28 protein-coding genes are annotated in these 24,376 nt (G+C 66.4%); 19 read left to right on the top strand and 9 right to left on the bottom strand.

Going from position 1 to position 24,376, the window contains the following annotated elements; all coding sequences use genetic code 11:
• Window positions 1–47: 47 nt before the first annotated feature.
• Entirely contained in the window at window positions 48–773 is a 726-nt protein-coding gene (locus ACQ5SA_RS07710) for an enolase (protein WP_499313832.1), read from the top strand.
• A gap of 72 nt (window positions 774–845) precedes the next feature.
• On the opposite strand, the gene ACQ5SA_RS07705 is transcribed toward ACQ5SA_RS07710, so the two are convergent.
• Entirely contained in the window at window positions 846–1,295 is a 450-nt protein-coding gene (locus ACQ5SA_RS07705; protein ID WP_499313831.1) for a copper chaperone PCu(A)C, read from the bottom strand.
• Window positions 1,296–1,330: 35 nt separating this feature from the next.
• Between ACQ5SA_RS07705 and ACQ5SA_RS07700 the strand changes: the two genes are divergently transcribed.
• From ACQ5SA_RS07700 to ACQ5SA_RS07685, 4 genes are all read left to right on the top strand, one after another.
• Window positions 1,331–2,107: an enoyl-CoA hydratase/isomerase family protein gene (locus tag ACQ5SA_RS07700; RefSeq protein WP_499313829.1), complete on the top strand. Its 777-nt coding sequence runs from the start codon at window positions 1,331–1,333 to the stop codon at window positions 2,105–2,107.
• 177 nt (window positions 2,108–2,284) lie between these two features.
• A complete protein-coding gene (gene tesB, locus ACQ5SA_RS07695) occupies window positions 2,285–3,205 on the top strand; it encodes an acyl-CoA thioesterase II (protein WP_406779147.1) in 921 nt (306 codons plus the stop codon).
• Between the two features lie 4 nt (window positions 3,206–3,209).
• Window positions 3,210–3,713: a pathogenicity-like protein gene (locus ACQ5SA_RS07690; RefSeq protein WP_499313827.1), complete on the top strand. Its 504-nt coding sequence runs from the start codon at window positions 3,210–3,212 to the stop codon at window positions 3,711–3,713.
• Between the two features lie 142 nt (window positions 3,714–3,855).
• Window positions 3,856–5,073, top strand: a complete 1,218-nt coding sequence (locus ACQ5SA_RS07685) for an RNA polymerase sigma factor (RefSeq protein ID WP_499313825.1) — start codon at window positions 3,856–3,858, stop codon at window positions 5,071–5,073.
• 51 nt (window positions 5,074–5,124) lie between these two features.
• Here ACQ5SA_RS07685 and ACQ5SA_RS07680 read toward each other — a convergent pair whose 3' ends face one another.
• Window positions 5,125–5,688, bottom strand: coding sequence for an EF-hand domain-containing protein (locus ACQ5SA_RS07680; protein WP_499313823.1), 564 nt, complete (start codon window positions 5,686–5,688; stop codon window positions 5,125–5,127).
• A gap of 156 nt (window positions 5,689–5,844) precedes the next feature.
• Between ACQ5SA_RS07680 and ACQ5SA_RS07675 the strand changes: the two genes are divergently transcribed.
• From ACQ5SA_RS07675 to ACQ5SA_RS07665, 3 genes are all read left to right on the top strand, one after another.
• Entirely contained in the window at window positions 5,845–6,600 is a 756-nt protein-coding gene (locus tag ACQ5SA_RS07675) for an arginyltransferase (RefSeq protein WP_499313821.1), read from the top strand.
• Window positions 6,601–6,638: 38 nt separating this feature from the next.
• A complete protein-coding gene (locus ACQ5SA_RS07670; protein WP_499313819.1) occupies window positions 6,639–7,844 on the top strand; it encodes an endonuclease/exonuclease/phosphatase family protein in 1,206 nt (401 codons plus the stop codon).
• Window positions 7,845–7,964: 120 nt separating this feature from the next.
• Window positions 7,965–8,201 carry a hypothetical protein gene (locus ACQ5SA_RS07665; protein WP_230110195.1) on the top strand — a complete coding sequence of 79 codons (237 nt, stop codon included), beginning with the start codon at window positions 7,965–7,967 and terminating at the stop codon, window positions 8,199–8,201.
• 67 nt (window positions 8,202–8,268) lie between these two features.
• On the opposite strand, the gene purT is transcribed toward ACQ5SA_RS07665, so the two are convergent.
• A complete protein-coding gene (gene purT, locus ACQ5SA_RS07660) occupies window positions 8,269–9,456 on the bottom strand; it encodes a formate-dependent phosphoribosylglycinamide formyltransferase (RefSeq protein ID WP_499313817.1) in 1,188 nt (395 codons plus the stop codon).
• A gap of 145 nt (window positions 9,457–9,601) precedes the next feature.
• Here purT and ACQ5SA_RS07655 point away from each other — a divergent pair, with 145 nt between their 5' ends.
• Genes ACQ5SA_RS07655 through ACQ5SA_RS07630 form a run of 6 tightly spaced genes read left to right on the top strand, consistent with a single transcriptional unit; the run spans window position 9,602 to window position 13,585 of the window.
• The gene (locus ACQ5SA_RS07655) at window positions 9,602–10,483 is read left to right on the top strand and encodes an SPFH domain-containing protein (RefSeq protein WP_099819375.1); all 882 of its coding nucleotides are present in this window, start codon (window positions 9,602–9,604) and stop codon (window positions 10,481–10,483) included.
• 45 nt (window positions 10,484–10,528) lie between these two features.
• Window positions 10,529–10,708: a type II toxin-antitoxin system antitoxin gene (locus ACQ5SA_RS07650; RefSeq protein ID WP_005412615.1), complete on the top strand. Its 180-nt coding sequence runs from the start codon at window positions 10,529–10,531 to the stop codon at window positions 10,706–10,708.
• The gene (locus ACQ5SA_RS07645) at window positions 10,705–10,884 is read left to right on the top strand and encodes a DUF4177 domain-containing protein (protein ID WP_353098654.1); all 180 of its coding nucleotides are present in this window, start codon (window positions 10,705–10,707) and stop codon (window positions 10,882–10,884) included. The genes ACQ5SA_RS07650 and ACQ5SA_RS07645 overlap by 4 nt, the downstream gene beginning before the upstream one ends.
• A gap of 2 nt (window positions 10,885–10,886) precedes the next feature.
• Window positions 10,887–12,176, top strand: a complete 1,290-nt coding sequence (locus ACQ5SA_RS07640) for an alpha/beta hydrolase (protein WP_499313814.1) — start codon at window positions 10,887–10,889, stop codon at window positions 12,174–12,176.
• Window positions 12,173–12,766, top strand: coding sequence for a PH domain-containing protein (locus ACQ5SA_RS07635; RefSeq protein WP_230110190.1), 594 nt, complete (start codon window positions 12,173–12,175; stop codon window positions 12,764–12,766). The genes ACQ5SA_RS07640 and ACQ5SA_RS07635 overlap by 4 nt, the downstream gene beginning before the upstream one ends.
• Window positions 12,767–12,775: 9 nt before the next feature.
• Window positions 12,776–13,585, top strand: a complete 810-nt coding sequence (locus ACQ5SA_RS07630; RefSeq protein WP_499313813.1) for a M15 family metallopeptidase — start codon at window positions 12,776–12,778, stop codon at window positions 13,583–13,585.
• Window positions 13,586–13,844: 259 nt separating this feature from the next.
• Here ACQ5SA_RS07630 and ACQ5SA_RS07625 read toward each other — a convergent pair whose 3' ends face one another.
• The 4 genes from ACQ5SA_RS07625 to ACQ5SA_RS07610 all read right to left on the bottom strand — a co-directional run bounded on the left by ACQ5SA_RS07625 (window position 13,845) and on the right by ACQ5SA_RS07610 (window position 17,487).
• Window positions 13,845–14,216, bottom strand: a complete 372-nt coding sequence (locus tag ACQ5SA_RS07625; RefSeq protein WP_499313811.1) for a DUF423 domain-containing protein — start codon at window positions 14,214–14,216, stop codon at window positions 13,845–13,847.
• Window positions 14,217–14,321: 105 nt separating this feature from the next.
• Window positions 14,322–15,395 (bottom strand): polyketide cyclase, encoded by a 1,074-nt coding sequence (locus ACQ5SA_RS07620; protein ID WP_089239534.1) that lies wholly within the window; start codon window positions 15,393–15,395, stop codon window positions 14,322–14,324.
• Window positions 15,396–15,640: 245 nt separating this feature from the next.
• Window positions 15,641–16,282, bottom strand: a complete 642-nt coding sequence (locus ACQ5SA_RS07615; protein WP_025873873.1) for a response regulator — start codon at window positions 16,280–16,282, stop codon at window positions 15,641–15,643.
• On the bottom strand, window positions 16,282–17,487 hold the full coding sequence (locus ACQ5SA_RS07610) for a sensor histidine kinase (RefSeq protein ID WP_025873874.1): 1,206 nt from the start codon (window positions 17,485–17,487) through the stop codon (window positions 16,282–16,284). Before ACQ5SA_RS07610 ends, ACQ5SA_RS07615 begins: the two co-directional genes overlap by 1 nt.
• A gap of 150 nt (window positions 17,488–17,637) precedes the next feature.
• On the opposite strand from ACQ5SA_RS07610, the gene ACQ5SA_RS07605 reads away from it, so the two are divergent.
• Genes ACQ5SA_RS07605 through ACQ5SA_RS07585 form a run of 5 tightly spaced genes read left to right on the top strand, consistent with a single transcriptional unit; the run spans window position 17,638 to window position 20,675 of the window.
• Window positions 17,638–18,234: a GNAT family N-acetyltransferase gene (locus ACQ5SA_RS07605; protein ID WP_100551840.1), complete on the top strand. Its 597-nt coding sequence runs from the start codon at window positions 17,638–17,640 to the stop codon at window positions 18,232–18,234.
• A gap of 2 nt (window positions 18,235–18,236) precedes the next feature.
• Window positions 18,237–19,040 carry a septum site-determining protein MinC gene (gene minC, locus ACQ5SA_RS07600; protein WP_499313808.1) on the top strand — a complete coding sequence of 268 codons (804 nt, stop codon included), beginning with the start codon at window positions 18,237–18,239 and terminating at the stop codon, window positions 19,038–19,040.
• 36 nt (window positions 19,041–19,076) lie between these two features.
• Entirely contained in the window at window positions 19,077–19,886 is an 810-nt protein-coding gene (gene minD / locus ACQ5SA_RS07595; RefSeq protein WP_165376541.1) for a septum site-determining protein MinD, read from the top strand.
• Between the two features lie 2 nt (window positions 19,887–19,888).
• Window positions 19,889–20,149: a cell division topological specificity factor MinE gene (minE, locus tag ACQ5SA_RS07590; RefSeq protein WP_005408532.1), complete on the top strand. Its 261-nt coding sequence runs from the start codon at window positions 19,889–19,891 to the stop codon at window positions 20,147–20,149.
• 46 nt (window positions 20,150–20,195) lie between these two features.
• Window positions 20,196–20,675, top strand: coding sequence for a hypothetical protein (locus ACQ5SA_RS07585; protein WP_353101792.1), 480 nt, complete (start codon window positions 20,196–20,198; stop codon window positions 20,673–20,675).
• A gap of 87 nt (window positions 20,676–20,762) precedes the next feature.
• Here ACQ5SA_RS07585 and ACQ5SA_RS07580 read toward each other — a convergent pair whose 3' ends face one another.
• Together ACQ5SA_RS07580 and ACQ5SA_RS07575 are read right to left on the bottom strand one after the other, a co-directional pair.
• A complete protein-coding gene (locus tag ACQ5SA_RS07580; RefSeq protein ID WP_089239524.1) occupies window positions 20,763–22,007 on the bottom strand; it encodes a DUF819 family protein in 1,245 nt (414 codons plus the stop codon).
• Between the two features lie 130 nt (window positions 22,008–22,137).
• Complete coding sequence (locus tag ACQ5SA_RS07575; protein ID WP_499313806.1) at window positions 22,138–24,216, bottom strand: S9 family peptidase; 2,079 nt, start codon at window positions 24,214–24,216, stop codon at window positions 22,138–22,140.
• Between the last annotated feature and the right edge of the window lie 160 nt (window positions 24,217–24,376).

Below are 24,376 nucleotides of genomic sequence, written 5' to 3'. Positions count from 1 at the left end.
GTTGCCGGCCAGCGGTCGGCACTACCGACACCCTTCAAAGGACTGACATGATCCACCAGACTGAACTGCGCGACCTGCTGCCCGGCATGGTCCCCTTCCCCGGCGACGTGTTCCCCGATGACCAGGCATGGCTTGGACAGCACCTGCTGCCGCTGCTGAAGATCGATCTCGGCGTGTTGCGTCCGGAACTGGCCGGCCAGGTCGCGACCCTGCTGTGCCCCATCGAGCCTTATGAAGGCTGCATCGGCGAAACCACCGAAGAACACCACAACGCCTTCACCGGTACCAACTGGATCGCCTTTGCACTGACCGCCGACAACCGCATGCGTTTCCTCGGCGACGAGGGCTACTTCATCGGCGACCAGGTGCAGGACAAAGACGCACTGGAGCACATCACGGAGATGCGTGAGAGCTACAGCAAGGCACACGCGTACTTCCAGCAGCATGGACGCCTGGCCAGCTATTCGCGCTATGGCGATGGCGAGCCCGGCGAGCAGGCGTACCTTGATGTGCTGGGCGGGCAGATCTCAACCGGCAACTGGATTGAAACCGCAGAGATTCCCGCTGCCTTCGCGCTGGAGTTCACCGAGGCGGCCGACGACCGCCATGCGCCGGACGATGCCGAGTGCGCGATCATCACCCGCGATGGCAGGAAATTCTTCGCCGTGGCAGAAGTGGCCGGTTACAACTGGTGCGCAGCCGGCGCCGATGCGATCGTGATGCTGTACGAGCCGGAAAGCCGCACGGTGCTGTTCTCGTACGACTGGTCGTAAGCATCGTCGGTAGTGCCGGCCGCTGGCCGGCATTTCCTGTGCTGCCGGCCAGCGGCCGGCACTACCATCGCGTTACGGCGCCGCCCTGCGCGCATTCAACACCGTGCTGACTTCGGTGCCATCCTCCAGCTTCAGCTGCAGCCACACCGGCTGCCCCTCCTCCAGGGTGCGGTAGCCGTCCATCAGCATCAGGTGCAGGCCACCGGGTTTGAGTACGGCCCTAGCGCCGGGTGCCAATGGCAGGCGCCGGACCTCACGCATGCGGCTGACCCCATCGACGATCGTGGTCTCATGCAGCGACACATCGCCGAAGCTCGCACTGCGTGCACCGGTGATCGCCACCGCCGTGGCGCAGCCATTGCGGATAACCGCATAACCGGCAGTCATTGCCATCTTCGGGTTGGGCAACAACCGTACCCAGCCCTGCTCGACGGTGACGCACTTGGTCTCCTCGGCCGCCGACGCCGATGCTGCAAGCGCACACAGCACGAACAGTACGCCGACGCATGGTTTGGTTATCATCGTCCTGGTTCCTTCTTCGCAACGAGACCTGCAGCATGACGACGCTCATCGAGGTGATCAACCATGGCCCCATCCGCGAACTGCGCTTGGCGCGGCCGCCGGTCAATGCCCTGGACACCGAACTGTGCCGGCAGTTGATCCATGCCATCGAACTGGCCATGACCGAGGACGCGCACGGCATCGTGCTGTCCGGCAGCGAGCGCGTCTTCACCGGCGGAATGGACGTGCCGCACCTGCTCTCGCACGGCGATGACAAGCACAAGCTGCTGGACACCTGGAACGCCTTCTTCGGCGCGGTGCGTACGCTGGCCGAGAGTCGCATCCCGGTGGTTGCGGCGATCACCGGTCATGCACCGGCCGGCGGCTGCGTGCTGGCCCTGTGCTGCGACTACCGGGTGATGGCACGCAGTGCCGATCCGGCGCGCCCGTATGCCATCGGCCTGAACGAAGTGCAGGTCGGCCTGATCGCGCCGGAAGGCATCCAGCGCCTGCTGCGCCGTGCGGTGGGCGCGCACCGCTCCAGCGTCCTGCTGGCCACCGGCGCACTGGTACCCGCCGAACAGGCCCTGCAGATCGGCTTGGTCGATGAACTGGTTGATGGCGAGCTGGTGGTAGCCCGCGCGGTGGCCTGGCTGCAGGACCTGCTGAAGCAGCCGCGGCAGCCGATGCTGCTGACCCGTGCCATCGCCCGCGCCGAGCTGCACGACGCCCTGCACCCGGACCTGATCCAGCTCGACCGCTTCGTCGAGGCTTGGTTCGCCCCGGACGCGCAGAACGCGCTGCAGGCGCTGGCCGCCCGCCTCGGCAAGTAAACGGTAGTGCCGGCCGCTGGCCGGCAACCGCAGGCATCCCGGGAGGATCACGAGGCTGCCGGCCAGCGGCCGGCACTACCGAAAATCGGCCAGCGCGCGGCATCGGGGTCAGATCCCTTTCGCGATGCGAAAGGGATCTGACCCCTGACCGGTATAATCGGGCCCTCTTTCATCGCTGTGGCCGCCCCCTTGAACGACACGCCCGAACCCGTCGTCTCCGAGCTGATCGATCTGCTCACGCTGGAGCGGCTGGAGGACAACCTGTTCCGCGGCCAGAGCCGCGACATCGGCACCAAGTACGTGTTCGGCGGGCAGGTGCTGGGCCAAGCCTTGGCGGCCGCCCAGGCGACGGTCGACAACGGTCGCCATGTGCACTCGCTGCATGCCTATTTCCTGCGCGCCGGCAACATCGACCATCCGATCGTCTACGACGTGGACCGCACCCGCGACGGTGGCAGTTTCTCGGTGCGCCGGGTGACCGCGATCCAGCATGGCAAGGTGATCTTCTTCTGCGCGGCGTCGTTCCAGCAGGCCGAATCCGGTGCCGAGCATCAGCACAAGATGCCTGAAGTGCCGCAGCCGGAAGACATCGAACCGAACCGTCCGTTGCCTGCCGAAGTGCTGGAGCGCCTGCCGATCAAGGTCCAGCGCTGGCTGTCGCGCGGTGGTCCGTTCGAGTTCCGCCATGTGTATCCGCGCGATGAACTGAACCCGCCCAAGCGCCCGCCCTACCACCAGGTCTGGCTGCGCTTGAGCGAGCGTGTAGGCGATGCACCGGAGCTGCACCAGGCGCTGCTGGCCTACGCGTCGGACTTCCACCTGCTGGGCACGGCAACCTTCCCGCACGGCATCAGCTACTACCATCCGCACGTGCAGATGGCCTCGCTGGACCACGCGATCTGGTTCCATCGCCCGTTCCGCGCCGATGACTGGCTGCTGTACTCGCTGGACAGCCCCAGCGCGCAGGATTCGCGCGGCCTGGCCCGCGGCCAGTTCTTCACCCGTGATGGCGTGCTGGTTGCCAGCACCGCCCAGGAAGGCTTGATCCGCGTGGTTCCGGACCAGGCAGCAGCGGCCGCCGTGCCGGCCAAGGATTGATCCGATGCGTCAGATTTTCAGCAGCCAGCGCGTGGAAACCGTGGAAGGCGTGGCCGAGCTCCTGCGCAGCCACGACATCCAGGTAAAGGTCACCAACGGGCGCTCTTACAAGACCCGTCGCCGCGGCCAGTTCAGCTATACCGACCTGGGCAATGCCGGCGCCTATCCGGCGGTCTGGGTCGTGCGTGCCGACGATCAGCCGCGCGCGCGCGAAATCCTGCGCGACGCCCGCCTGCTCGACACCACCCGCCGTGACCACCCCACCGCCGAGTTCGCCTTCCGCGATGATGTGCAGGAAAGTGCCGGTGGTCGTGGCTGGGCCTGGCGCATCCGCATCGCGCTGCTGGTGGTGATCGCCGGCGTGGCGCTGGTGATCGGCCTGCGCCATCGCGGTGCTCCTGCAACCCCGGCGCCCGCCCCGCAGGTCCAACCGCAGCCGGCCAAACCGGTCGCGCCCGCACCGCCGGAAGAAGAGGAAGTGCGGGTCCGCATCCAGCCGGCGAAGTAGTGCCGGCCGCCGGCCGGCAACCACAACCTACCGAACGGCTCCAAGAGGATGCCGGCCAGCGGCCGGCACTACCTTGGGAAGGCGGGTCACATTCCGCACGCGCCTCCGTCATGGGACACAATCCCTGCAGGAGCCCGCCGCCATGACGACCTTCGCCGCAACCATCGACGACACACTGCACCGCGAACTGCCGGCCGCCAGCGGCGGTTGCCAGCATGCCTATGGGCGCATCGTGCTGGCCTGCCAGAACACGGTCACCGCCATCGCCCTGGCCATCACCGGCGACCGCCAGGCCAGCGAGGACATCGCCCAGGAAGCGTTCGTGAAGGGCTGGCAGCAGCTGCACCAGCTGCGCAGCGCGACCAGTTTCCTGCCTTGGCTGCGGCAGATCACCCGCAACCTCGCCCGTGACTGGCTGCGCGCGCAACGTGGCCGACCGCTGAGCGGCGAGGCTGCCGAAGTGGCTTTGACCATGGCCGCGGATCCGACCCCGGGTGCGGCCGATCGCCTGCAGCGGCTGGAGGAGGAAATCGCTGCCGAAGACATCATCTCCGCCCTGCCCGCCGACAGCCGCGAAGTACTGCTGCTGTACTACCGCGAGGGCCAGCATTCGCAGCAGGTCGCTGACCTGCTCGGGCTCAGTGACGCGGCAGTACGCAAGCGCTTGTCACGTGCCCGTGCGCAGGTGCGCGAAGGCCTGCTGCAGCGCTTCGGCGAATTCGCCCGCAGCAGCGCGCCCAGTGCCGCGTTTGCAACGACGGTGGTGTCGATGGTGATGATCGCCGCGCCCGGCACCGCCAGCGCAGCAATCCTGCTGGGTACCGGCGTCGGCATCGGCGGCAGCAAGCTAGGCCTGGGTGGCGTCAGCGCTGCGGGCGGCACCGCGATGGGCACGTTGACCGCGACGCTGGGCCAGCTGCACGTGCTGCCAGCCGAAAGCTGGAGTGCGATCGCCGGCGGTGTCATCGGCGGCGCGATCGGCAGCTATCTCGGTGCCCGCTTCCTGATGTCGTACACCGAGACCGAAAGCGAACGCACGCAGGTACGACGCTTTGTACGCCTGAACACCGGCACCGGCTTGGTCTGGTGCCTGCTGATCCTGCTGGCGGTGCTGCTGCAGGCACCGGTGTGGGGCCAGCTGCTGGCGCTGGCACTGGGCCTGGGCGTGGTCAACTACCAGTGCCTGGTGCCGCTGCAGCGGGTGATGGCACCAATGATCGCGCGCGATTCGGCACGACGCGGGCGCAGCGGAACCAACTGGAAATTCGAATCCATGTATGGCCGCACCGGCATCATCGGCGCGAACGTGTTCGTGATCGGCATGGTGGTGTATTCGTTGATGCAGAACGGGCGCCTGTAACGGACAACGCCGGCAGGACGCCGGCGTTGTCTTCGATCACTGCAGTGAAAATCAGCGCTGCGGCTTCGGCGCGGCGCCGTCACGCGGGCCGCCATGGCGCGGGCCACCATGCATCGGGCCCTTGGCGGCGTCGAACTCGGCCTTGCTCAGCTGGCCGTCCTTGTTGGTGTCAGCCGCGGCGAACCAGGCATCACGATGCTGCTTCATGCGCAGCTCGCGGTCGGCCTTGTCCAGGTAGCCATCCTTGTTGAGGTCGAGCTGGTCGAAACGCTCGGCCAGGCGCGGATCGGCCTTGGCTTCCTCACGGCTGATGCGGCCATCCTTGTTCGCGTCCAGCTTGGCCCAGCGCTCGCCGCCGCGACCACCGTGGCGGCCATGCTTCCAGCGCGGCAGCTCATCACGCGAGAGCTTGCCGTCCTTGTTCTTGTCCAGCTCATCGAATTTCGCGGCAAGGCGCGGGCTGGCCGCCGCTTCGCTGCGGTCGATGACGCCATCGCCATTGGTATCCAGCTTGGCCGGGCGCGGTGCCGGTGCAGCCGGGGTGTCGGCGGCCAAGGCGATACCGGTCGCGGAGGTGCCGAGCAGCAGGGCCAGCAGCAGGGGGGTACGGATCATGGGGTCACTCCTGGGAATGGGATTGGCGTCGGGGTGAACTCCTCACCCTCGGAGGACAACAACGCCTGACCACGACTTCGGTTGACGCAGCCACCCGCTCCATTCATCCGGCGGACAGTCGCCGCCATTGCGACAGGCTGGAGCTATGCTGTGCCCATGGCGAGACACGGCGACAGAGACGACGAACTGCGACTGTTCCAGACCGGCGAGCACCCCTGCGGGTACTGGCCGGACCGGGTCGCGCGCGATCTGGTGCTGGACCCGCAGGACCGTCGCCTCGGCGGGCTGTACCCGCTGGCCCTGAGCTGGGGCTTCCGCCGCAGCGGTGATCTGGTCTATCGCCCGCATTGTGCGAACTGCCACGCCTGCGTCGCCGTGCGCATTCCGGTGGCCCGCTTCGCTCCGGACCGCAGCCAGCGCCGCTGCGCCTCCCGCAATGCCGACCTGGAAGTACGCATCACCGCGGCCATGCCGCGAGAGGATCTGTTCGAGCTGTACCACCGCTACCTGGTACATCGTCACGCCAAGGGCGGCATGGACGACCATGGCCCGCACGAGTTCGAGCAGTTCCTGATCGGCAGCTGGTCGCACACACGCTTCATGGAAATGCGCCTGCCCGGCCACGACGGCCAGCCCAGCCAGCTGTTGGGTGTAGCGGTAACCGATGTGACCGAACACGGGCTGTCGGCGGTCTATACCTTCTTCGACCCCGCCCATGCCGCGCGCGGGCTGGGCACGTTCGCGATCCTGCAGCAGCTGGAATGGGCCCGCCGCGAGGGCCTGCCGCATCTGTACCTGGGCTACTGGATACGCGAGCACCAGAAGATGGATTACAAGCGGCGCTACCGCCCGCTGGAGGCCTACGACGGCCGCCGCTGGCATGATTTCGATGACGATCTGGACGGACGCTGACAAACCACTGACACCGGGCCGGGTGCACAATAAGGCCCATGAACGCCAAACCCCTGATCCTCGGCCTGGCCCTGCTCTGTGGCGCCACCGCTCCCGCCTTCGCAACGTCCCCCGCGATGACCGAAAAACCGTCTGCTGCGCTGCGCCTGGCCACCTACAACACCTCGCTGTATTCGGATGAAGCCGGCGGCCTGATCGCCGAGCTGGAAGGCGACAGCGAACACGCACGCAAGATCGCCGCGGTGCTGCAGCAGGCGCGCCCGGACCTGGTGCTGTTGAACGAATTCGATTTCGACGACGCCCATCGTGCCGCCGACCTGTTCCAGAAGCGCTACCTGGAAGTGGCCCAGCCCGGTGGCGGCAAGCCGCTGCACTTCGCCTACCGCTACCTGGCACCGGTGAACACCGGTGTACCCAGCGGCCTGGACCTGGACAACAACGGCGTGGTCGGCGGCGAAGGCCGTGGCCGCGGCAACGACGCCTGGGGCTACGGCCTGCACCCGGGCCAGTACGGCATGCTGGTGCTGTCGCGCTACCCGATCGACGAAGCCAAGGTGCGCAGCTTCCAGCTGCTGAAGTGGAGTGCGATGCCCGACGCGATCCGCCCGATCGATCCGCGTACCGGCAAGAGCTTCTACAACGACACCGTCTGGTCGCAGCTGCGGCTGTCGTCGAAGTCGCATTGGGACGTGCCGGTGAAGACCCCGGCCGGCGTGGTGCACGCGCTGGTCTCGCACCCGACACCGCCAGTGTTCGACGGCCCGGAAAAGCGCAATGCCGCGCGCAACCACGACGAACTGCGGCTGTGGCAGGAATACCTGTCCAAGGGTGACAAGCCGTGGCTGTGCGACGACAAGGGCCAGTGCGGCGGCCTGGCCCAGGATGCACGCTTTGTCATTCTTGGCGACCTCAACAACGATCCGGTCGATGGCGATGGCCGCCACGAGGCGATCGTCGAACTGATCGAGAACGCCCGCGTTCTGCGCTACCCCACCCCGCGCAGTGTCGGCGCCGAGCAGACCAGCCTGGCCTATGCGGCCAAGGGCATCACCCGCAAGGGCGCACCGTTCCATGCCACCGGTGATTTCGGCCCGAAGTCCGGCACCATGCGCCTGGACTACGTGCTGCCCTCGACCGGCTTCGAATACGTCGGCAGCGGCGTGTTCTGGCCGGCCAATGAAAGTGCCGAAGCGAAGATCGCCGACGGCAGCGACCACCACCTGGTGTGGGTGGACGTGCGGTAGAGGCAACTGTCAGTCGACTGAGGGTGCCGGTCAGGACGACCGGCATCGCCTTGCCGGGCATGCGCGCGCCTGCATTCTTGTTACAGTCCCGCAACGGAACGGCAGGGGGAGCCGCCGCACTTGAAAAGGAACCTGCTGATCATCGTTGGCGTCTTCGCCATGATCGCGCTGTTGGTGGTGGCCCGGCAGAACTGGGCCTTCAATTTCATTCCGTTCGTGCTGATCGGCCTGCTTCCTGCCGGCGTAGCCTGCTGGAAGGGCTACGCGGACCGCTTCGGCACCTGGTGGCTGTACGGCTCGGTGCTGGGCATCATCGCCATCATCCACGTCACCGTGCTGCCTTGGCGCCGCGCCTGACGGCATCGCCGCGCCGAGCGTGCGGGCGCGGCTGAACGGCCGCCGGGCATGGCCCGGCGCTACCGATTTACGGGCGCAGCTCGACGCCGATCGCTTCGGCGGCATCACGCGCGATGGCACGCGCCTCGTCGATGGTTTCCGCACGCGCCAGGGTCACGCCCACGCGGCGGTGGCCATGCACGCTGGGCTTGCCGAACAGGCGCACGGCGGTGTCCGGCACCTGCAGCGCGGCGGCCACGTTGTTGAAGTACGGTACGCCCTCGCCATGCGCCAACAACGCGCACGAGGCCGACGCGCCACTCTGGCGGATCACCGGGATCGGCAGGCCGAGGATGGCCCGCGCATGCAGCGCGAACTCGCTGAGTTCCTGCGATACCAGCGTCACCAGACCGGTGTCATGCGGTCGCGGCGATACTTCGCTGAACCAGACCTCGTCGCCCTTCACGAACAGCTCGACACCGAACAGGCCCCAGCCACCCAGGTCGTCGGTAATCGCGCGCGAGATCTCCTCGGCACGCGCCAGCGCCTTGTCCGACATCGGCTGCGGCTGCCAGCTTTCGCGATAGTCGCCATCCTTCTGCAGGTGGCCGATCGGTGCACAGAACGAGGTGCCACCTGCGTGGCGCACGGTCAGCAGGGTGATCTCGTAATCGAAGTCGATGAAACCCTCGACGATGCAGCGGCCGGCACCGGCACGGCCACCGGTCTGGGCGTATTCCCAGGCCGGGGCAATGTCCGCCTCGCTGCGCAGGGTGCTCTGGCCCTTGCCCGAGGACGACATCACCGGCTTGACCACGCACGGCAGGCCGATCGCGGCCACGGCGTCGCGGTACTCGGCCTCGGTATCCACAAAGCGGTACGGCGAGGTCGGCAGGCCCAGCGTTTCGGCCGCAAGGCGACGAATGCCCTCACGGTCCATGGTCAGGCGCGCCGCACGCGCAGTCGGAATCACCCGCAGGCCCTGCTCCTGTTCCAGCTGCACCAGGGTCTCGGTATGGATCGCCTCGATCTCCGGCACCACCAGGTGCGGCTGCTCCTGCGCGATCAACTGGCGCAGGGCCATCGCATCCAGCATGTCGATCACGTGCGAGCGGTGTGCCACCTGCATGGCCGGGGCATCGGCGTAGCGGTCGGCGGCAATCACTTCCACGCCCAGCCGCTGCAGCTCGATGGCCACCTCCTTGCCAAGCTCGCCCGAGCCCAGCAGCAGCACGCGGGTGGCGGAGGGGGACAGCGGGGTTCCAAGCTTGGCCATGGCGGGGTTCCAGCAGCAATGTGAAGGCGGGTGGGCATTCTATCCGGTCCGGCCGCAGCGCCTGAGCAAGCCCACCCGACGAACGGTAAGCCGAATGTGATATCACTTTGATATCTTCATTTCGAATCCTCAAGGACGTACCGCCATGAAAGAGAAGTCGCTGTCCTCCCTCAACGGCCTGGGCGCGCTCGCCGGGTCCCTGGTCGTGGCCCTCGCCGGTGGCGCCCTGTTCGTGGCCGGGGTCGCGGCGAAGGCCAGCACCGGCTCGCCCAACGTGCTGCTGCTCCTGGCCGGTCTGCTGATCGGCGCGCTGGCCCTGGTCGCGCTGGCCGGCCTGTACACCGTGCAGCCCAACCAGGCGGCGGTGGTCAGCCTGTTCGGCAAGTACGTAGGCACCGTCAAGGACAACGGCCTGCGCTGGAACAATCCCTTCTTCAGCAAGCGCCGCGTGAGCCAGCGCGTGCGTAATTTCGAAAGCGGCAAGCTGAAGGTCAACGAGCTGGACGGCAGCCCGATCGAGATCGCCGCGGTGATCGTCTGGCAGGTGGTCGACGCTTCCGAAGCGGTCTACAACGTGGACGACTACGAGAGCTTCGTGCACATCCAGTCCGAATCGGCACTTCGCGCGATGGCCACCAGCTACCCCTACGACCAGCATGAGGACGGCCAGCTGGCACTGCGCAGCCACGCCAGCGAGATCTCCCAGCACCTGAAGAACGAACTGGCCGAGCGCCTCGCCGATGCCGGTGTGCAGGTGATCGATGCGCGCATCAGCCACCTCGCTTACGCCGCCGAGATCGCCCAGGCGATGCTGCAGCGTCAACAGGCAAACGCGGTGATCGCCGCACGCACGCGCATCGTTGCAGGTGCGGTCGGCATGGTCGAGATGGCGCTGGCCGAACTGCAGAAGAACGGCGTGGTGCAGCTGGATGAGGAGCGCAAGGCGCACATGGTCAGCAACCTGTTGACCGTGCTGTGCTCGGACCGCGGCACGCAGCCGGTCGTCAACACCGGCTCGCTGTACTGAGCCACCCTCGCAACGGGGCGCCCCACCGCCCCGCCAGGAGTCTGCATGAGCGAGAAAAAAGCCTATCCGCTGCGCATCAACGCCGAGGTCCTGGCGGCCGCACAGCGCTGGGCGGACGATGAACTGCGCAGCCTCAACGCGCAGATCGAATACGTGCTGCGCGACGCACTGCGCAAGGCAGGACGCCTGCCGAAACCCAAGCCATCGCCGGAGGACAAGGAATGAGCAAGCGCTGGAGCTACCTGACCGTCGAGGTCAAGACCACCATGATGGGCCTGCAGAAAGCCGACGACATCCAGGCAGAACTCAGCCGCCAGGGCCAGCTGGGCTGGGAACTGGTCAACATCGTCATCCCGGCGCCGATGCGCCCGGCCTTGCTGGTCTTCAAGAAGGAGCTGTGACCATGAGCGCACGCCGTTCGTTGCTTGCTGTTTCCCTCGCCCTGTTGTCCGCCAGTGCAGCCGCTGGTGAACCGCAGCAGGTTGCAGCACGCCTGCTCGATCACCTGCAGGCGGGGCGGATCGCCGATGCCGAAGCCATGCTGACCCCGCAGATGGCCGCGGCCGTGCCTGCCGACAAGCTGCAGGGCCTGTGGCAGTCGCTGGGTGAACTGAAGCAGCGCGGCCCGGCGCACAGCAGCGAGCAGCAGGGCCTGCACCTGGTCGAAGTACCGCTGCAGTTCGCCGCTGGCGCGGTGATCGCGCAGGTGGCGGTGAACGCGCAAGACAAAGTGGCGGGTCTGCTGCTGCGCCCGGCACCGGCCGCCAAGGCACCGCCACCGCCGGCCGATGCGAACTACAGCGAAGCCGATTTCAGCGTGCCGCAGGCGCGCGGCGCACTGCCCGGCACGCTGTCCCTGCCCAAGGGTAAAGGACCGTTCCCGGCGGTGGTGCTGGTACACGGCTCCGGCCCGCAGGATCGCGACGAAACCATCGGTGGCAACCGCCCCTTCCTGGACATTGCCCGCGGCCTGGCTGCGCAGGGCATCGCAGTGCTGCGCTACGACAAGCGCACCCATGCCCGTCCCCAGGACTTCCAGAGCGGCAGCTTCAACGTTGATGACGAGACCACCGACGACGCCGTCGCGGCGTTGAGCGCGTTGGCGGCGGACCCACGCATCGACGGCAAGCGGATCTTCGTGCTCGGCCACAGCCAGGGCGGCATGCTCGCCCCGCGCATTGCCAGCCGATGGCCACAGGCACGCGGCGCGATCCTGTGGGCCGCACCGGCGCGCACATTGCTTGAGCTGCTGCCGGAGCAGAACCGCTATCTGCTGTCGCTGGACGGCTCGATCAGTGCCCCGGAACAAGCGTTCCTGGACAAGCTCGCCACGCAGATCGCCGTGGCCCGCAGCGACACGCCTGCACCCGCCAGCGAACTGCCGCTGGGCGTGCCGCAGGCGTTCTGGAAAAGCATCGAAGCAGTGAACGCTCGTGGCGATGCGGTGGCGCTGCACAAGCCACTGCTGATGCTGCACGGGGGCCGTGACTTCCAGGTACCGGAAACGGACTGGGCATTGTGGAGAAAAGCCTTGGCTGATCGCACGGACGTGCAATGGAAGGCCTACCCTGCCCTCAACCACATCGGCATTGCCGGCAGCGGCCCCAGTTCATTGAAGGAATACGCGCAGCCGGGCCCCGTCGATGGGCAGCTGATCGATGACGTCGCGCGTTGGGTGGAGTCGCAACGATGAGCGGCAGTGATGCACGCCCGTTCGACGTCGCCGAAAGCTCCTCGCTGCGGGTGCTCTGGGTGCTGCTGCCACTGCTGGCGGTACTGGGCGTCGGCATCTGGTCGCAGCTGCACGACAATCGCACCGACGCTCCCTGGATGGAGGTCACGCTATCCCCCCCGTTCTTCCTGATGGGCGGCAGCGCGGCCTGGAGCCTGGCGGTGATCGTGCTGATGGGCATCGGCCTGGGCTGGGCGTTTTTCCGCCGCCGGGTGGAGCTGGCAGACAACGTACTGGACGTGCGTTCGACGCTGTACCGTCGCCGCACTCCCATCGCGGACATGCTTCTGGACCAGGCCGAGGTGGTCGACCTCGGCCGTGATCGCCGCTACGGCATCCGTTTCAAGACCAACGGCTACAGCATGCCCGGCTTCTACTCCGGGCACTTCCGCCTGCAGGGCGGCGGCAAGGGCTTTGCCCTGGTTACCGACCGCGCACGCACGCTGGTGATTCCGGTGCGCGGCGGCAGCACGCTGCTGCTCAGCCTGGAGCGCCCGCAGGCGTTGCTGGAGGCTCTGCGCAAGGTGGCCGTCACGGCGCCACGGCAGTAAGCTGGATCGATGCATCGCACCACTCCGCTGTTGATCAATACCGAGACCGTCGAACTGTGGCCGGCACGGCTGCTGCGCGCGCGCAGCAATCTCGACGCCCGCCTGCTGGCGCGTGCGCAATGGGTATTGCGGCGCAAGCAGGATGGCCGTTACCTGGCGGCGGTACTGGCGCACGGCGTGCACTCGCTGGTGCCGCGCCTGCCACGCGAACCGGGTGTGGAGGAGGCGCTGGCGTTGCTGGATGGCGCACGGTCACGGCCGTTCGGCGCTGCACTGGAAGACCAGTGGCTGCCGCTGACCGGCCTGCAGCAACGCCTGCAGCAGTTGGGCCTGGATGCACAGCGCTACGCGCAGGACAGTGGACTGGCGCTGGAGGCAGAGCCCTGCCTGCTGCACTTCGCCGGACGTGATCGCTTCGCGCGCCCGTTGTGGCTGCGCCGCGGCGCCGCGCAGGGCTGGCGACGGATGCGGCTGCATGCCGCACGGGATGGCATTGCACTGGACGCGATCTCCGGCTTCCGCAGCCATGCGTATCAGCTCGGCATTTTCGAACGGAAGTTGGCGCGCGGGCAGAGTGTGCCGCAGATCCTGCAGGTCAATGCTGCGCCAGGATTCAGCGAGCATCACAGCGGTCACGCGCTGGACATCGGCACGCCGGGGGATGCGCCGGCAGAAGAGACCTTCGAGGCGACGGCCGCGTTTGCGTGGCTGCAGGCCAATGCGGGGGCACACGGGTTCCAGCTGAGTTATCCGCGCGACAACCCGTATGGGATCGTCTATGAGCCGTGGCACTGGTGCTGGAAACCGGCCAACGGCTGAGCCCCTCGTGGCGAAGGCCTCGAGCAGTCCGCGCATGGCCGCGGGCGGGATGAACTTGCGGGGGCCGCCGTAAATCCATCCCTGGAGGCTTGGGCGCCGCATCCATGCGGCTTACACCCCCGCAAGCTCACCCCGCCCGCGTCCCGGAATTGTTCCGCGTGCGTTCGCCACGGAATGAAACAAAAGAGCAAAGGCAGAAGCGGGTCGCTGCGCTCGCAGCCGGGCATGGCCCGGCGCTACCCGTGCTTGGGCGCTGCAGTCAGCGTCTCAACGCATTGATACCCAGCAGTACCCATCCGGCCATCAGCGTGGTGCCGCCTACCGGCGCCAGCCGCGTCGGCCACTGCCACAGCGCACCGCCCAGCAGGCTGCCGGAGAAGAGCAGCACGCCCAGCAGCAGCACGTACAACGCCAGATGGGCGATCGTGCCTTGGGCGCGGGGGCCGAGGGCTGCCAGTACCGCACCGTGGGCAAACGCGTACAACGCCGCCATGTTCAGGTGCTGCTGCGCCAGCGGATCGGACACGCCATGCGCGGCATAGGCGGACAGACCGATTGAGGCGGCCGCGAGCAGCGCCCCCAGGCAGGCCAGCAACGACGGTTTACGCGCGCGTCGTTCGGAATTGAACATGACAGCTCCTTGCGCAATGCCCGACACCGGGCTCGGGATGAAAAAAAAACGCGCCGCAGGAAGCGGCGCGTTTTAGTGTCCAACACTACATGGGCAAGCCGAGGCTTACTTGACGGCCCAGTAGATGTCGTACGTCGCTTCCGGGGTGAACGACTTGTCCACGCCGTCCTTCCAGGTTTCGTACGGACGGTCGATGACTTCGTTACCCGAAGTCACGGCCCAGGCGCGCAGGGCGCTGCGGGCAACGTCCAGACCTGCCATGTGGCCGGTGTAGGCCGCATGCGCCGAGCGGTGCGGAGCAACGCGGACATACTTGACCGGAGCGCCACCGTCGATCTTGACGGTCATCGCCTCGGCGGCCGGGGCTTCAGCACCCTTCTTCTTCACCGGCTGGGCGATGTCGAAGGCGTACTTCTCAGCACCGAAGTCGGTGGTGATGACGCGCAGCGGGCCAGCGGCTTCCAGGCCATTGGCCTCGATCACGCGCTTGATCCACTCCTGGTTGTCCTTGATGGACTTGCTGATGGAGTCCTGGCCACGATCGACGTTGCCGGCGGTGACGACCAGCAGGTCCTCGGCCGGGACGTCAACAATGCCCAGATCAGTCAGCGGAGCTTCGGAAGTGCGGTAGTCGACATTCGGCACGGTGGCCAGCATGTTCGCCATGCGCGACAGACCCATCTTGATGTCATCGCCGATCTGGCGGCTGACATACAGGCCTGCGTAGCGGCCGAACAGGTCGAAGCCATACTTCACCGAGTAGTCCTGGGTGATCTTGACGTTGCGACCGCCCTTGCCGGTCGGCTCCAGGGTGAAGGTGCTGACCTTGTCGTGACCCTTGGTGGCGTCGTCGATGGCGATAACAACACGCTTGTTCTCTTCGGCTTCGGTCACCTTCCAGGAACCGGTGCCCAGGTCCTTGGACGTGAAGTCGAGAGTGGCACCGACGCCGGAGACCGGGCCGGACAGCTTCAGTTCAACGGCGGGATCGCGCAGTACCAGCGGGTTCCAGTCCTTGAAGCGGCGCAGACTACTGACCGTGTCGTACACGATCGTCATCTTGCGGTTGGTCTCGATGCTTTCGGTGATGTGACGCTCGCCCGGCAGACAGACGCCAATGATGACGAACAGGCCAGCCACGATCCCCAAGGCGATCAGGAACTCGATAATACGGGTCATTCAGAGAGTCTCCGGGGCCGATCCCACGGCCGGGTTGATTGAAGCGAAGCGCCAATCCTAGCAGGCTTCGCGGGCATTGGTTATCGGGATTGGCGCACCGGTTTCCGTGCCGGCTGCGCATTTGTATGGACAAAGAATTCGAAGGGTAACGCATCCGCGTACCCGGCAAGTAGGGGGCAAACAGGGGACAACCCTGAATCCGGGCCCGGACTGTATGCCAAGTCTTTGTCGTTAAAGGATTTTCCTCACACCAACTGGAGTTCAAACGCTTTCAGGACCGCACGCGTACGGTCGCGAACGCCCAGTTTGGAGAGGATGTTGGACACATGGTTCTTGATCGTGCCCTCAGCGACCCCCAGCGAATTGGCGATCTCCTTGTTGGAGAAACCGCTGGCCATCAGCCGCAGGATCTCGGTCTCGCGGTCGGTCAGCGGGTCGGGACGGTCCAGGCTGACGAAGTCGTTGCGCATGTGCTCCAGCCCGGACAGCAGCCGCTGGGTCACCGCCGGCTGCACCAGCGAACCGCCATCGGCCACCGTGCGGATGGCACCGACCAGCTGCGCCAGGGTGACATCCTTGAGCAGGTAGCCCTTGGCACCGGCCTTGAGCCCGGCCAGCACCAGCTGGTCATCGTCGAAGGTGGTCAGGATGATGGTCGGCGGCAGCTGTTCCTGCCGTGACAGCACCTGCAGCGCCTCCAGCCCGGACATCACCGGCATGCGCATGTCCATCAGGACCACGTCCGGACGGATCTGCGGGATCAGCTCGACGGCCTGGCGGCCATCGGCGGCCTCGGCCACCACTTCGATGCCGTCGTCGAGCGCCAGCAGCGAGCGGATCCCCTGCCGCACCAGGGTTTGGTCGTCGACCAGGCAGACGCGAATCATCAACGCACTCCTTCAGGAACCTGGGTAAGGGCCGCCAGCACCGTTGCCGGTACCGTCGCCCGCAGCCGGAAGCCTTCGCCGGGGCGGGTCTCCACCTGCAGCTGGCCTCCACATTGTTGCAGGCGTTCGCGCATGCCGCGCAAACCATTGCCCACATTGACCGTTTCCGCCCCGACGCCGTCGTCGCGGGCCTCCACCACGACCTGGTCCGGGACCTCACGGTACACCCGCAACCACAGGTGGCGGGCGCCGGCATGGCGCACCGTGTTGGTGATGATCTCCTGGGTGCAGCGCAGCAGCACGTGGGCCCGCTGCGGGTCTTCCACGTTCAGCGGCTCCTCGATCTCCAGCTGGATGTCCAGCGAGGGCACGTGCTCGGTCAGCGGGCGCAGGGCCGCGGCCAGGTCGATGGCGCCGGTCTCGCGCAGCTGGCTGACCACCTCGCGCACGTTGCCCAGCAGCAGTTTGGCCAGGGCATGTGAGCGCTTCACGTGCTCCAGCGCCTGGCCCTCGGCCAGGTGGCCGGCCACTTCCAGGTTCAGGGTCAGCGCGGTCAGCTGATGACCCAGCAGGTCATGCAGTTCGCGCGAAATGCGGGTGCGCTCGTTCACCCGCGCGCTTTCGGCCAGCAGCGCACGGGTGGCGCGCAGCTCGGCATTCAGGCGGCGCTGCTCCTCGCGCGCCTCGGCCTGGCGGCGGGCCACCAGCGCGATCACGAACACGAAACTGGAGAAACCCATGTAGCCGACGGCCTGCAGCACGGCGATGACCGGCGGGAAGCCCAGTGGCTGGATGTAGACCGGCAGCACGGCCAGGTTGCTGGCCACCAGCCACACCACACCGATGCGCGGGCCCAGCAGCCAGGGCAGCAGGCCGGCCACCACCATCAGCAGGATGCTGCCCAGCGCGGTGCCGGAGAAATAGCTCACGCCGATCGCGCAGGCCGTCAGCAGGATCAGCGCGGCATGGTCGAAGAAGCCGGGCCGGCTCTCGCCCAGCGAGCGGGTCAGCACCCAGTACACGAAGCCGAAGGCCAGGTAGGCCGAGGCCCAGGGAATGATCCGGAAGCCGGCCTCGCCGTCCAGGCTCTCCAGCGTCAGCGACACCGGGTCGATCAGGTAGATCGCAAGCCAAAGGCCGACGGTGCCCCAGGTGAACAACCCGGAGTAGCGCAGCATCGCATTGTGGTTGAGTCGGGCCAGCATCACCCATCGTAGCCTGTGTGCGGCCGCTCCCAAGCGCCGAAAGTCATGCTTGGGCATATCCCCCTGTTCATGCCGCAGCCCACCCCGGGCATGCAATAATCGTGCGCAGGGTCTTGTAATGGACCAACCGCGTTACCCCACGGAGTCACAATGTCGATTGTCATCCGCGACGTGCGCGAGCACGAGCTCGATTCCGTCCTGGCTTTGAACAACAATGCTGGCCTGGCCATCCTTCCCCTGGATGCCGAGCGCCTGCGCCTGTTCTATGCAACCGCTGAGTATTTCCGCGTCGCCGAGCGCGACGGCAACCTGGCCGGCTTTTTGATCGGCTTCGGCAGCGACAGCCAGCACGACAGCAGCAATTTCGCCTGGTTCAAGCAGCAGCTGAACACCCCCTTCTTCTATATCGACCGCATCGTGGTCGCCAGCCGCCGCCGTGGTGGTGGCGTCGGCCGTGCGTTCTACGCCGATGCGCAGAGCTTCGCCGAACTGCGCTACCCGCAGATGACCTGCGAAGTGTTCCTGGACCACGGCGCTGATGCCGCCCTGCTCTTCCACGGCAGCTTCGGCTTCCGCGAGCTGGGCCAGAACACGATGCCGCAGGTGGACGTGCGGGCCAGCATGCTGGCCAAGGAACTGTGCAGCTTCCCGTGGGTGAACGAAACCTACGGCGGCAAGCTGCCCGATGTGGCGTGGGCACGCGACCGGCAGCTGCCGGCGCAGGCACAGCGGTCGACGGGGACTTGAGCGTGGCGGTGAATTTCGATTACGAACAGGCCGGTGAACTGAAGATCGGCCAGGTGGGCATCGCCAACCTGCGCATCCGCACCCTCGATGTTGAACGCCTCGTGCAGGAAATGCAGGAGCGGGTGAGCCGTGCGCCGAAGCTGTTCGGCCGGGCGGCGGTGATCCTCGACTTCGGCGGTCTCAGCCAGGTGCCCGACGTGTCCACGGCGCAGGCGCTGGTGGATGGCCTGCGTGGTGCCGGCGTACTGCCGGTGGCGCTGGCCTATGGCACCAGCGCAGTCGACCTGCTGTCGCAGCAGCTCGGCCTGCCGCTGCTGGCCAAGTTCCGCGCCCAGTACGAGCGCGCCGAGGCAGAGCCTGCCCCGCCGCCGGCACCCACACCGGAACCGCGGCGTACCGCGCGGGCCGAGGCGAAGGCCGCACCGGCAGCGGCTCCGGCCACGCCGATGGGCAAGGCGGCCGATGCCGCCGCGCCACAGCCGGGGCGCATGCAGCTGGGCAACGTGCGTTCGGGCCAGCAGCTGTATGCGGAAAACTGCGACCTGACCGTGATGGCCACCGTCGGCGCCGGCGCCGAGGTCATCGCCGATGGCAGCATCCATATCTACGGAACCCTGCGCGGCCGTGCGCTGGCAGGGGCCCAGGGCAACACCACGGCACGCATTTTCTGCCGTGATTTCCATGCGGAACTGGTCGCCATTGCAGGCCATTACAAGGTGCTGGACGATGTCCCGGAAACCCTGCGCGGCAAGGCCGTGCAGGTGTGGCTGGAACAGGACCAGATCAAGATCGCTGCGCTGGACTGACGCAGCACCTCAAACAGAATCATCAGGAGAAGTCCTTTGGCTGAAATCATCGTAGTCACTTCCGGCAAAGGCGGCGTCGGCAAGACCACTTCCAGCGCCAGCCTTGCGTGCGGCCTGGCAAAGCGTGGCAAGAAGGTGGCGGTGATCGACTTCGACGTCGGCCTGCGCAACCTCGACCTGATCATGGGCTGCGAACGCCGCGTGGTGTACGACTTCGTGAATGTCGTGCATGGCGAAGCCACCCTCAAGCAGGCCCTGATCAAGGACAAGCGCTTCGACAACCTGTTCGTGCTGGCTGCCTCGCAGACCCGCGACAAGGATGCGCTGACCCAGGAAGGCGTGGGCAAGGTCCTGAAGGACCTGGCCGCCGACGGCTTCGACTACATCATCTGCGACTCCCCGGCCGGCATCGAGAAGGGCGCTTTCCTGGCGATGTACTTCGCCGACCGTGCCGTGGTGGTGGTGAACCCGGAAGTGTCCTCGGTACGCGACTCGGACCGCATCATCGGCCTGCTCGATTCGAAGACCCACAAGGCCGAATCCGGACAGGACGTGCCGGCCTTCCTGCTGCTGACCCGCTACACCCCGGTGCGCGTGGAAAGCGGCGAGATGCTGAGCATCACCGACGTCGAGGAGGTCCTCGGCCTGAAGGCGATCGGCGTGATCCCCGAATCGGGCGACGTGCTCAATGCCTCCAACAAGGGCGAGCCGGTCATCCTGGATGGCGAATCCGCTGCCGGCCAGGCCTATGACGACGCCGTCGCACGCATCCTCGGCGAAGAACGCCCGATGCGCTTCACCAACGTCGAGAAGAAGGGCTTCTTCAGCAAGCTGTTCGGAGGGTAAGCATGGGCCTGTTTGATTTCCTCAAAGCGAAGAAGACCACCGCCGAAACCGCCAAGAATCGCCTGCAGATCATCATCGCGCAGGAGCGCAGCCACCGTGGCGGTCCCGACTATCTGCCGCTGCTGCAGCGCGAGCTGCTGGAAGTGATCAAGAAGTACGTCAACATCGACGTCGATGCAGTGAAGGTGGATCTGGTCAAGGATGGCCAGCATGACGTGCTGGACATCTCCGTGGCGCTGCCTGAAGGCCCGGACAAACCCTGACCCCCTGCCCCGCCCGTGCCTGCATGGGCGGGGCTGCCTGACCCGCATGACTGATACCACGCCCGAACCGAACGTTACCCGCGTCGGCGACATCGCCTTCGCCGATGCCCAGCGCCTGCTCGCTGCACATGAGCTGCGGCTGCACCACGTTGCGGCCGGCGAGCCGATCCCCGGCAGTTACTGGGGCGAGCCCGAGGCCGGCATCATCGCCAGCGACGTGTACGTGCGCGATGACACCCCAGTGCACTCGATGCTGCACGAAGCCTGCCACCTGATCGTGCTGCCGCCGGAGCGGCGCGCGCAGGTGCATACCGACGCTACCGACTCGGTGCCCGAAGAAGACGCCACCTGCTACCTGCAGATCGTGCTGGCCGGGCACCTGCCTGGCGTCGGCAGCGAACGGCTGATGGCCGACATGGATGCGTGGGGGTATACGTATCGATTGGGGTCGACGAAGGCGTGGTTCGAGCAGGATGCGGAAGACGCCAGAGCGTGGCTGATCGAACGCGGTTTGCCGGTGGCATAGATCACCGGTAGTGCCGGCCGCTGGCCGGCAAACGCTTGAACCGTTGAAATATCGCGTGGTTGCCGGCCAGCGGCCGGCACTACCCAATCAGCCCTGCCCTGCCAGCGCGCGCAGGGTGATACCGACCACATACGCCAGATAGGTTCCGGTGGCGTACCCCATCGTGCCCAGCAGCACGCCCACCGGCGCCAGCGCCGGATGGAACGCGGCGGCCACCACCGGCGCCGAGGCCGGGCCACCGATGTTCGACTGCGAACCGATGGCGAAGTAGAAGAACGGCACCTTCAGCAGCTTGCCCAGGCACCACAGCAGCGCGATGTGCACGCTGATCCAGATGATGCCGAGCAGGAACAGCCACGGGCGATCCAGCAGCGCCAGCAGATCCATCTGCATGCCGATGCAGGCAATCAGGAAGTACAGCAGCAGCGAGCCCAGTCGTGAGGCGCCCGCACCTTCCAGGTTGCGAGCCCGGGTAAAGCTCAGCCCCAGGCCGAGCGTGGTCGACAGCACCACCACCCACACGAACGGCGCGTCCAGGCTGAACTGCGACGCCCAGCTGACATTGACCTTGAACCACGCCGCCAGCGGCGCGCCGATGGCGTGGGCAAGACCGACGCCACCAAAGGCCACGGCCACGATCAGCATCAGGTCAGTCAGGCTGGGAATGCGCTCGTGTTCGGCCTGGAAGCGGGTGATGCGCTCCTTCAGTTCGTCGATGGCCGACGTGTCGGCGCCACTGCGTGCATCGATCTTCGCCGCGCGCCCGGCGAGGAAGATCAGCGCCGCCATCCACACGTAGCCAACACCCACATCGACCACTGCGAACTGGCCGAAGGTGGTCGCGTTGACGTCGAACACTTCGCGCATGGCCAGCATGTTGGCACCACCACCGATCCAGCTGCCGGCCAGTGCGGCCATGCCGGCCCACGTATCGCCAGCGACGGTATCGGGATGGATCGCACGCATCACCAGGAAGGCAACCACCGCACCCAGCATGATGCTGGCCGAGGCGCCCAGGTACATCAGCACCAGCTTCGGCCCCAGCCGCAGGATGCCCTTGATGTCCACCGCCAGGGTCAACAGGATCAGCGCCGCCGGCAGCAGGATGTCACGCGCGACCGGGTTGTAGAGCTTGGTGTTCTGCCCGTCGATCAGGCCGAACGTGTTGTAGATGCCCGGCAGCAGGTAACACAGCAGCAGCGCCGGCACGAAGGTATAGAAGCGCTTCCACAGGCCCTGCTCGCGCGAGGCGGTCCAGAACACGGCGCCGAGGGTAGCGGCGATCAAACCGAAGACGACGATGTCGTTCTGGATCAGGGCAGTCGAGGGCATGCAGGCATCCTGGTAGTGCCGGCCGCTGGCCGGCAACCCCATGTAGGTAGGTCGCAACGTGCAGTTGCCGGCCAGCGACCGGCACTACCGGAAAGCCGGGCGCCGCCCCGAAGGGCAGCGCCGGTATCGCTTATTCGCCGATGTGCTGCTTCAGCCAGGCGTTGACGGTGTCATGCCACAGGATGCTGTTGTTCGGCTTCAGCACCCAATGGTTTTCGTCCGGGAAGTACAGGAACTTCGATTCGATGCCCTGACGCTGGGCGGCGGTGAACGCGGCCAGGCCCTGCTCGACCGGAATACGGAAGTCCTGCTGGCCATGGATCACCAGGATCGGCTTCTTCCAGTCCGCCACGTGGTTGACCGGGTTGAACTTCTCGTAGTTCGCCGCCTTCTGGTACGGCGTACCGCCCTGCTCCCACTCGGTGAACCACAGTTCTTCGGTGGCGTAACCCATCATGCGCTGGTCGAACACGCCGTCATGGTTGACCAGGCACTTGAACGGGCTGTTCCAGTTGCCAGCGATCCAGTTGACCATGAAGCCGCCGTAGCTGGCGCCCAGTGCACAAGCCTTCTCACCATTGAGGAAGTCGTACTTCTTCAGCGCCGCGCTCCAGCCCTTCTGCAGGTCTTCCAGCGGACGGTCGCCCCAGTGCTGGCTGATCGCATCGGTGAAGGCCTGGCCGTAACCGGTGGAGCCATGGAAGTCGATCATCACCACGGCGTAGCCCTGGCCCGCATATGTCTGCGGATTCCAGCGGTAGCTCCAGCCGTTGCCGAAGCTGCCCTGCGGGCCGCCATGGATCAGGAACGCGACCGGGTAGGACTTGCCTTCCTGGTAGTTGTGCGGCTTGACCACATAGCCATGCACGGTGTCGTTGTTCCAGCCCTTGAACTCGAACTGCTCGTAGTCACCGAAGGACACGTCCTTCAGCACCTCGCCAGCGGCCGGGGTCAGCGCCCGCAGCTCTCCGATGGCTTCGCCAGCGGCCGGCAGCAGGCCGACCAGCACTTGGTCGTTGCTCTTCAGGCTGTTGCGGGTGATCGCTACGCTGTTGCCGGCCACGTCGACAGCGGTGACGCTGCCGTCGCCGATCAGCTTGGTCGCCTTGCCGCTGGCCACGTCGATCTGGAACAGCGGGTGCTCGCCGAGGTCATCGGCAGTGGTGTAGATGCTGGCGCCGTCAGCGGACAGGGCGATGCCACCGGCCGAACGGTCCCACTGCGGAGCGATCTCGCGCGTCTTGCCGCTGGCCAGGTCCATCGCCATCAGGCCGAAGCGATCGGCTTCGAAGCCCGGGCGCTTCATCGCGCGGTAGAACAGGGTCTTGCCGTCGGCGCTGAACACCGGGCCGGCATCCCAGGCCGGGTTGGCCGCGGTCAGGTTGACCGGCGCCTGCTTGCCGGCAGCGTCGAAGCGGTACAGGTCGAAGTTGGTCGACCACGATTCCTGCTTGCCGGCCACGCGGATGCTGGCGACCACGCTGCTGCCATCCGGCGACCACGCGAAATCGTCATTGCCACCGAACGGCTTGGATGGTGCATCACCATCGATGGTCGCGCTCAGCGCCGAAGCGCCTTTGACCGCACCGGCCTTGGCTGCCGGCAGCGGCGCCACGAACAGGGTGTTGCGGCGGCCGTCGTTCCAGGTATCCCAGTGGCGCACGAACAGCGAATCGAAGACCTTGCCGCTGGCCTTGGCGCCTTCCACGTCCTTGAGCTTCTTTTCGGTGCACGCCAGGTCCGAGGCACAGGCCTGGAACACGCCGGCGCTGAACAGCACGCGGTCGTCCTGCGGCGACACGTGGTAGCTGTCAACGTCCACCGGGAAGTCGGTCAGCTGGTGCGGAGCACCGCCAGTGATCGGCAGCGAGTACAGCTGCTGGCTGCCGTTCTTGGCGCTCAGGAAGTACACGGTCTGGCCATTGGCCGACAGCGAGGCCGAGTTGACGTTCCAGCCAGCCGGGGTAATCTGCTTCGGCGGCGCCGCATCGCGGGTGCGCAGGTTGCGCGCGAACAGGGCGGTGCTGGCCTTGAGGTTGGCATCGGTGCTGCGCTTGGCGAACACCACGGTGCCGCCGTCAGCGGTCAGTACCGGCGCGGAGACGCGGTCCATGGCCACCATGTCGCGGACTTCCAGGCCACGGGCAGCGGCGACGCTGGGCAGGGCAGCCAGCAGGCTCAGTGGAAGCAGGGCATGACGCAGTTTCATCGGGGTCTCCGCAGGACGGCAAAACACCGATGGTAGGCCTGCGCGGCCGGGCCTGCCAAGGCCATCGGTCATGGCCGGGGCCGAGCTGTCGCCAGAAAAAGCAAACCCCGCCGGGGCGGGGTCTGTCAGACCAGGGTCGGATCCGATTCTGCAGGAATCG

The organism is Stenotrophomonas indicatrix, from assembly GCF_050573115.1.
GTDB lineage: Bacteria > Pseudomonadota > Gammaproteobacteria > Xanthomonadales > Xanthomonadaceae > Stenotrophomonas > Stenotrophomonas lactitubi_A.
Note: the sequence above shows the minus strand (reverse complement) of the source record. Positions and strands in the feature narration are given on the sequence as shown.

Excerpts from the sequence above, each read along its gene's own strand:
- ACQ5SA_RS07710 (WP_499313832.1), top strand. The coding sequence starts at position 48 with ATGATCCACCAGACTGAACTGCGCGACCTGCTGCCCGGCATGGTCCCC.
- ACQ5SA_RS07705 (WP_499313831.1), bottom strand. The coding sequence starts at position 1,295 with ATGATAACCAAACCATGCGTCGGCGTACTGTTCGTGCTGTGTGCGCTT.
- ACQ5SA_RS07700 (WP_499313829.1), top strand. The coding sequence starts at position 1,331 with ATGACGACGCTCATCGAGGTGATCAACCATGGCCCCATCCGCGAACTG.
- ACQ5SA_RS07690 (WP_499313827.1), top strand. The coding sequence starts at position 3,210 with ATGCGTCAGATTTTCAGCAGCCAGCGCGTGGAAACCGTGGAAGGCGTG.
- ACQ5SA_RS07685 (WP_499313825.1), top strand. The coding sequence starts at position 3,856 with ATGACGACCTTCGCCGCAACCATCGACGACACACTGCACCGCGAACTG.
- ACQ5SA_RS07680 (WP_499313823.1), bottom strand. The coding sequence starts at position 5,688 with ATGATCCGTACCCCCCTGCTGCTGGCCCTGCTGCTCGGCACCTCCGCG.
- ACQ5SA_RS07675 (WP_499313821.1), top strand. The coding sequence starts at position 5,845 with ATGGCGAGACACGGCGACAGAGACGACGAACTGCGACTGTTCCAGACC.
- ACQ5SA_RS07670 (WP_499313819.1), top strand. The coding sequence starts at position 6,639 with ATGAACGCCAAACCCCTGATCCTCGGCCTGGCCCTGCTCTGTGGCGCC.
- purT (WP_499313817.1), bottom strand. The coding sequence starts at position 9,456 with ATGGCCAAGCTTGGAACCCCGCTGTCCCCCTCCGCCACCCGCGTGCTG.
- ACQ5SA_RS07655 (WP_099819375.1), top strand. The coding sequence starts at position 9,602 with ATGAAAGAGAAGTCGCTGTCCTCCCTCAACGGCCTGGGCGCGCTCGCC.
- ACQ5SA_RS07650 (WP_005412615.1), top strand. The coding sequence starts at position 10,529 with ATGAGCGAGAAAAAAGCCTATCCGCTGCGCATCAACGCCGAGGTCCTG.
- ACQ5SA_RS07645 (WP_353098654.1), top strand. The coding sequence starts at position 10,705 with ATGAGCAAGCGCTGGAGCTACCTGACCGTCGAGGTCAAGACCACCATG.
- ACQ5SA_RS07640 (WP_499313814.1), top strand. The coding sequence starts at position 10,887 with ATGAGCGCACGCCGTTCGTTGCTTGCTGTTTCCCTCGCCCTGTTGTCC.
- ACQ5SA_RS07635 (WP_230110190.1), top strand. The coding sequence starts at position 12,173 with ATGAGCGGCAGTGATGCACGCCCGTTCGACGTCGCCGAAAGCTCCTCG.
- ACQ5SA_RS07630 (WP_499313813.1), top strand. The coding sequence starts at position 12,776 with ATGCATCGCACCACTCCGCTGTTGATCAATACCGAGACCGTCGAACTG.
- ACQ5SA_RS07625 (WP_499313811.1), bottom strand. The coding sequence starts at position 14,216 with ATGTTCAATTCCGAACGACGCGCGCGTAAACCGTCGTTGCTGGCCTGC.
- ACQ5SA_RS07620 (WP_089239534.1), bottom strand. The coding sequence starts at position 15,395 with ATGACCCGTATTATCGAGTTCCTGATCGCCTTGGGGATCGTGGCTGGC.
- ACQ5SA_RS07615 (WP_025873873.1), bottom strand. The coding sequence starts at position 16,282 with ATGATTCGCGTCTGCCTGGTCGACGACCAAACCCTGGTGCGGCAGGGG.
- ACQ5SA_RS07610 (WP_025873874.1), bottom strand. The coding sequence starts at position 17,487 with ATGCTGGCCCGACTCAACCACAATGCGATGCTGCGCTACTCCGGGTTG.
- ACQ5SA_RS07605 (WP_100551840.1), top strand. The coding sequence starts at position 17,638 with ATGTCGATTGTCATCCGCGACGTGCGCGAGCACGAGCTCGATTCCGTC.
- minE (WP_005408532.1), top strand. The coding sequence starts at position 19,889 with ATGGGCCTGTTTGATTTCCTCAAAGCGAAGAAGACCACCGCCGAAACC.
- ACQ5SA_RS07585 (WP_353101792.1), top strand. The coding sequence starts at position 20,196 with ATGACTGATACCACGCCCGAACCGAACGTTACCCGCGTCGGCGACATC.
- ACQ5SA_RS07580 (WP_089239524.1), bottom strand. The coding sequence starts at position 22,007 with ATGCCCTCGACTGCCCTGATCCAGAACGACATCGTCGTCTTCGGTTTG.
- ACQ5SA_RS07575 (WP_499313806.1), bottom strand. The coding sequence starts at position 24,216 with ATGAAACTGCGTCATGCCCTGCTTCCACTGAGCCTGCTGGCTGCCCTG.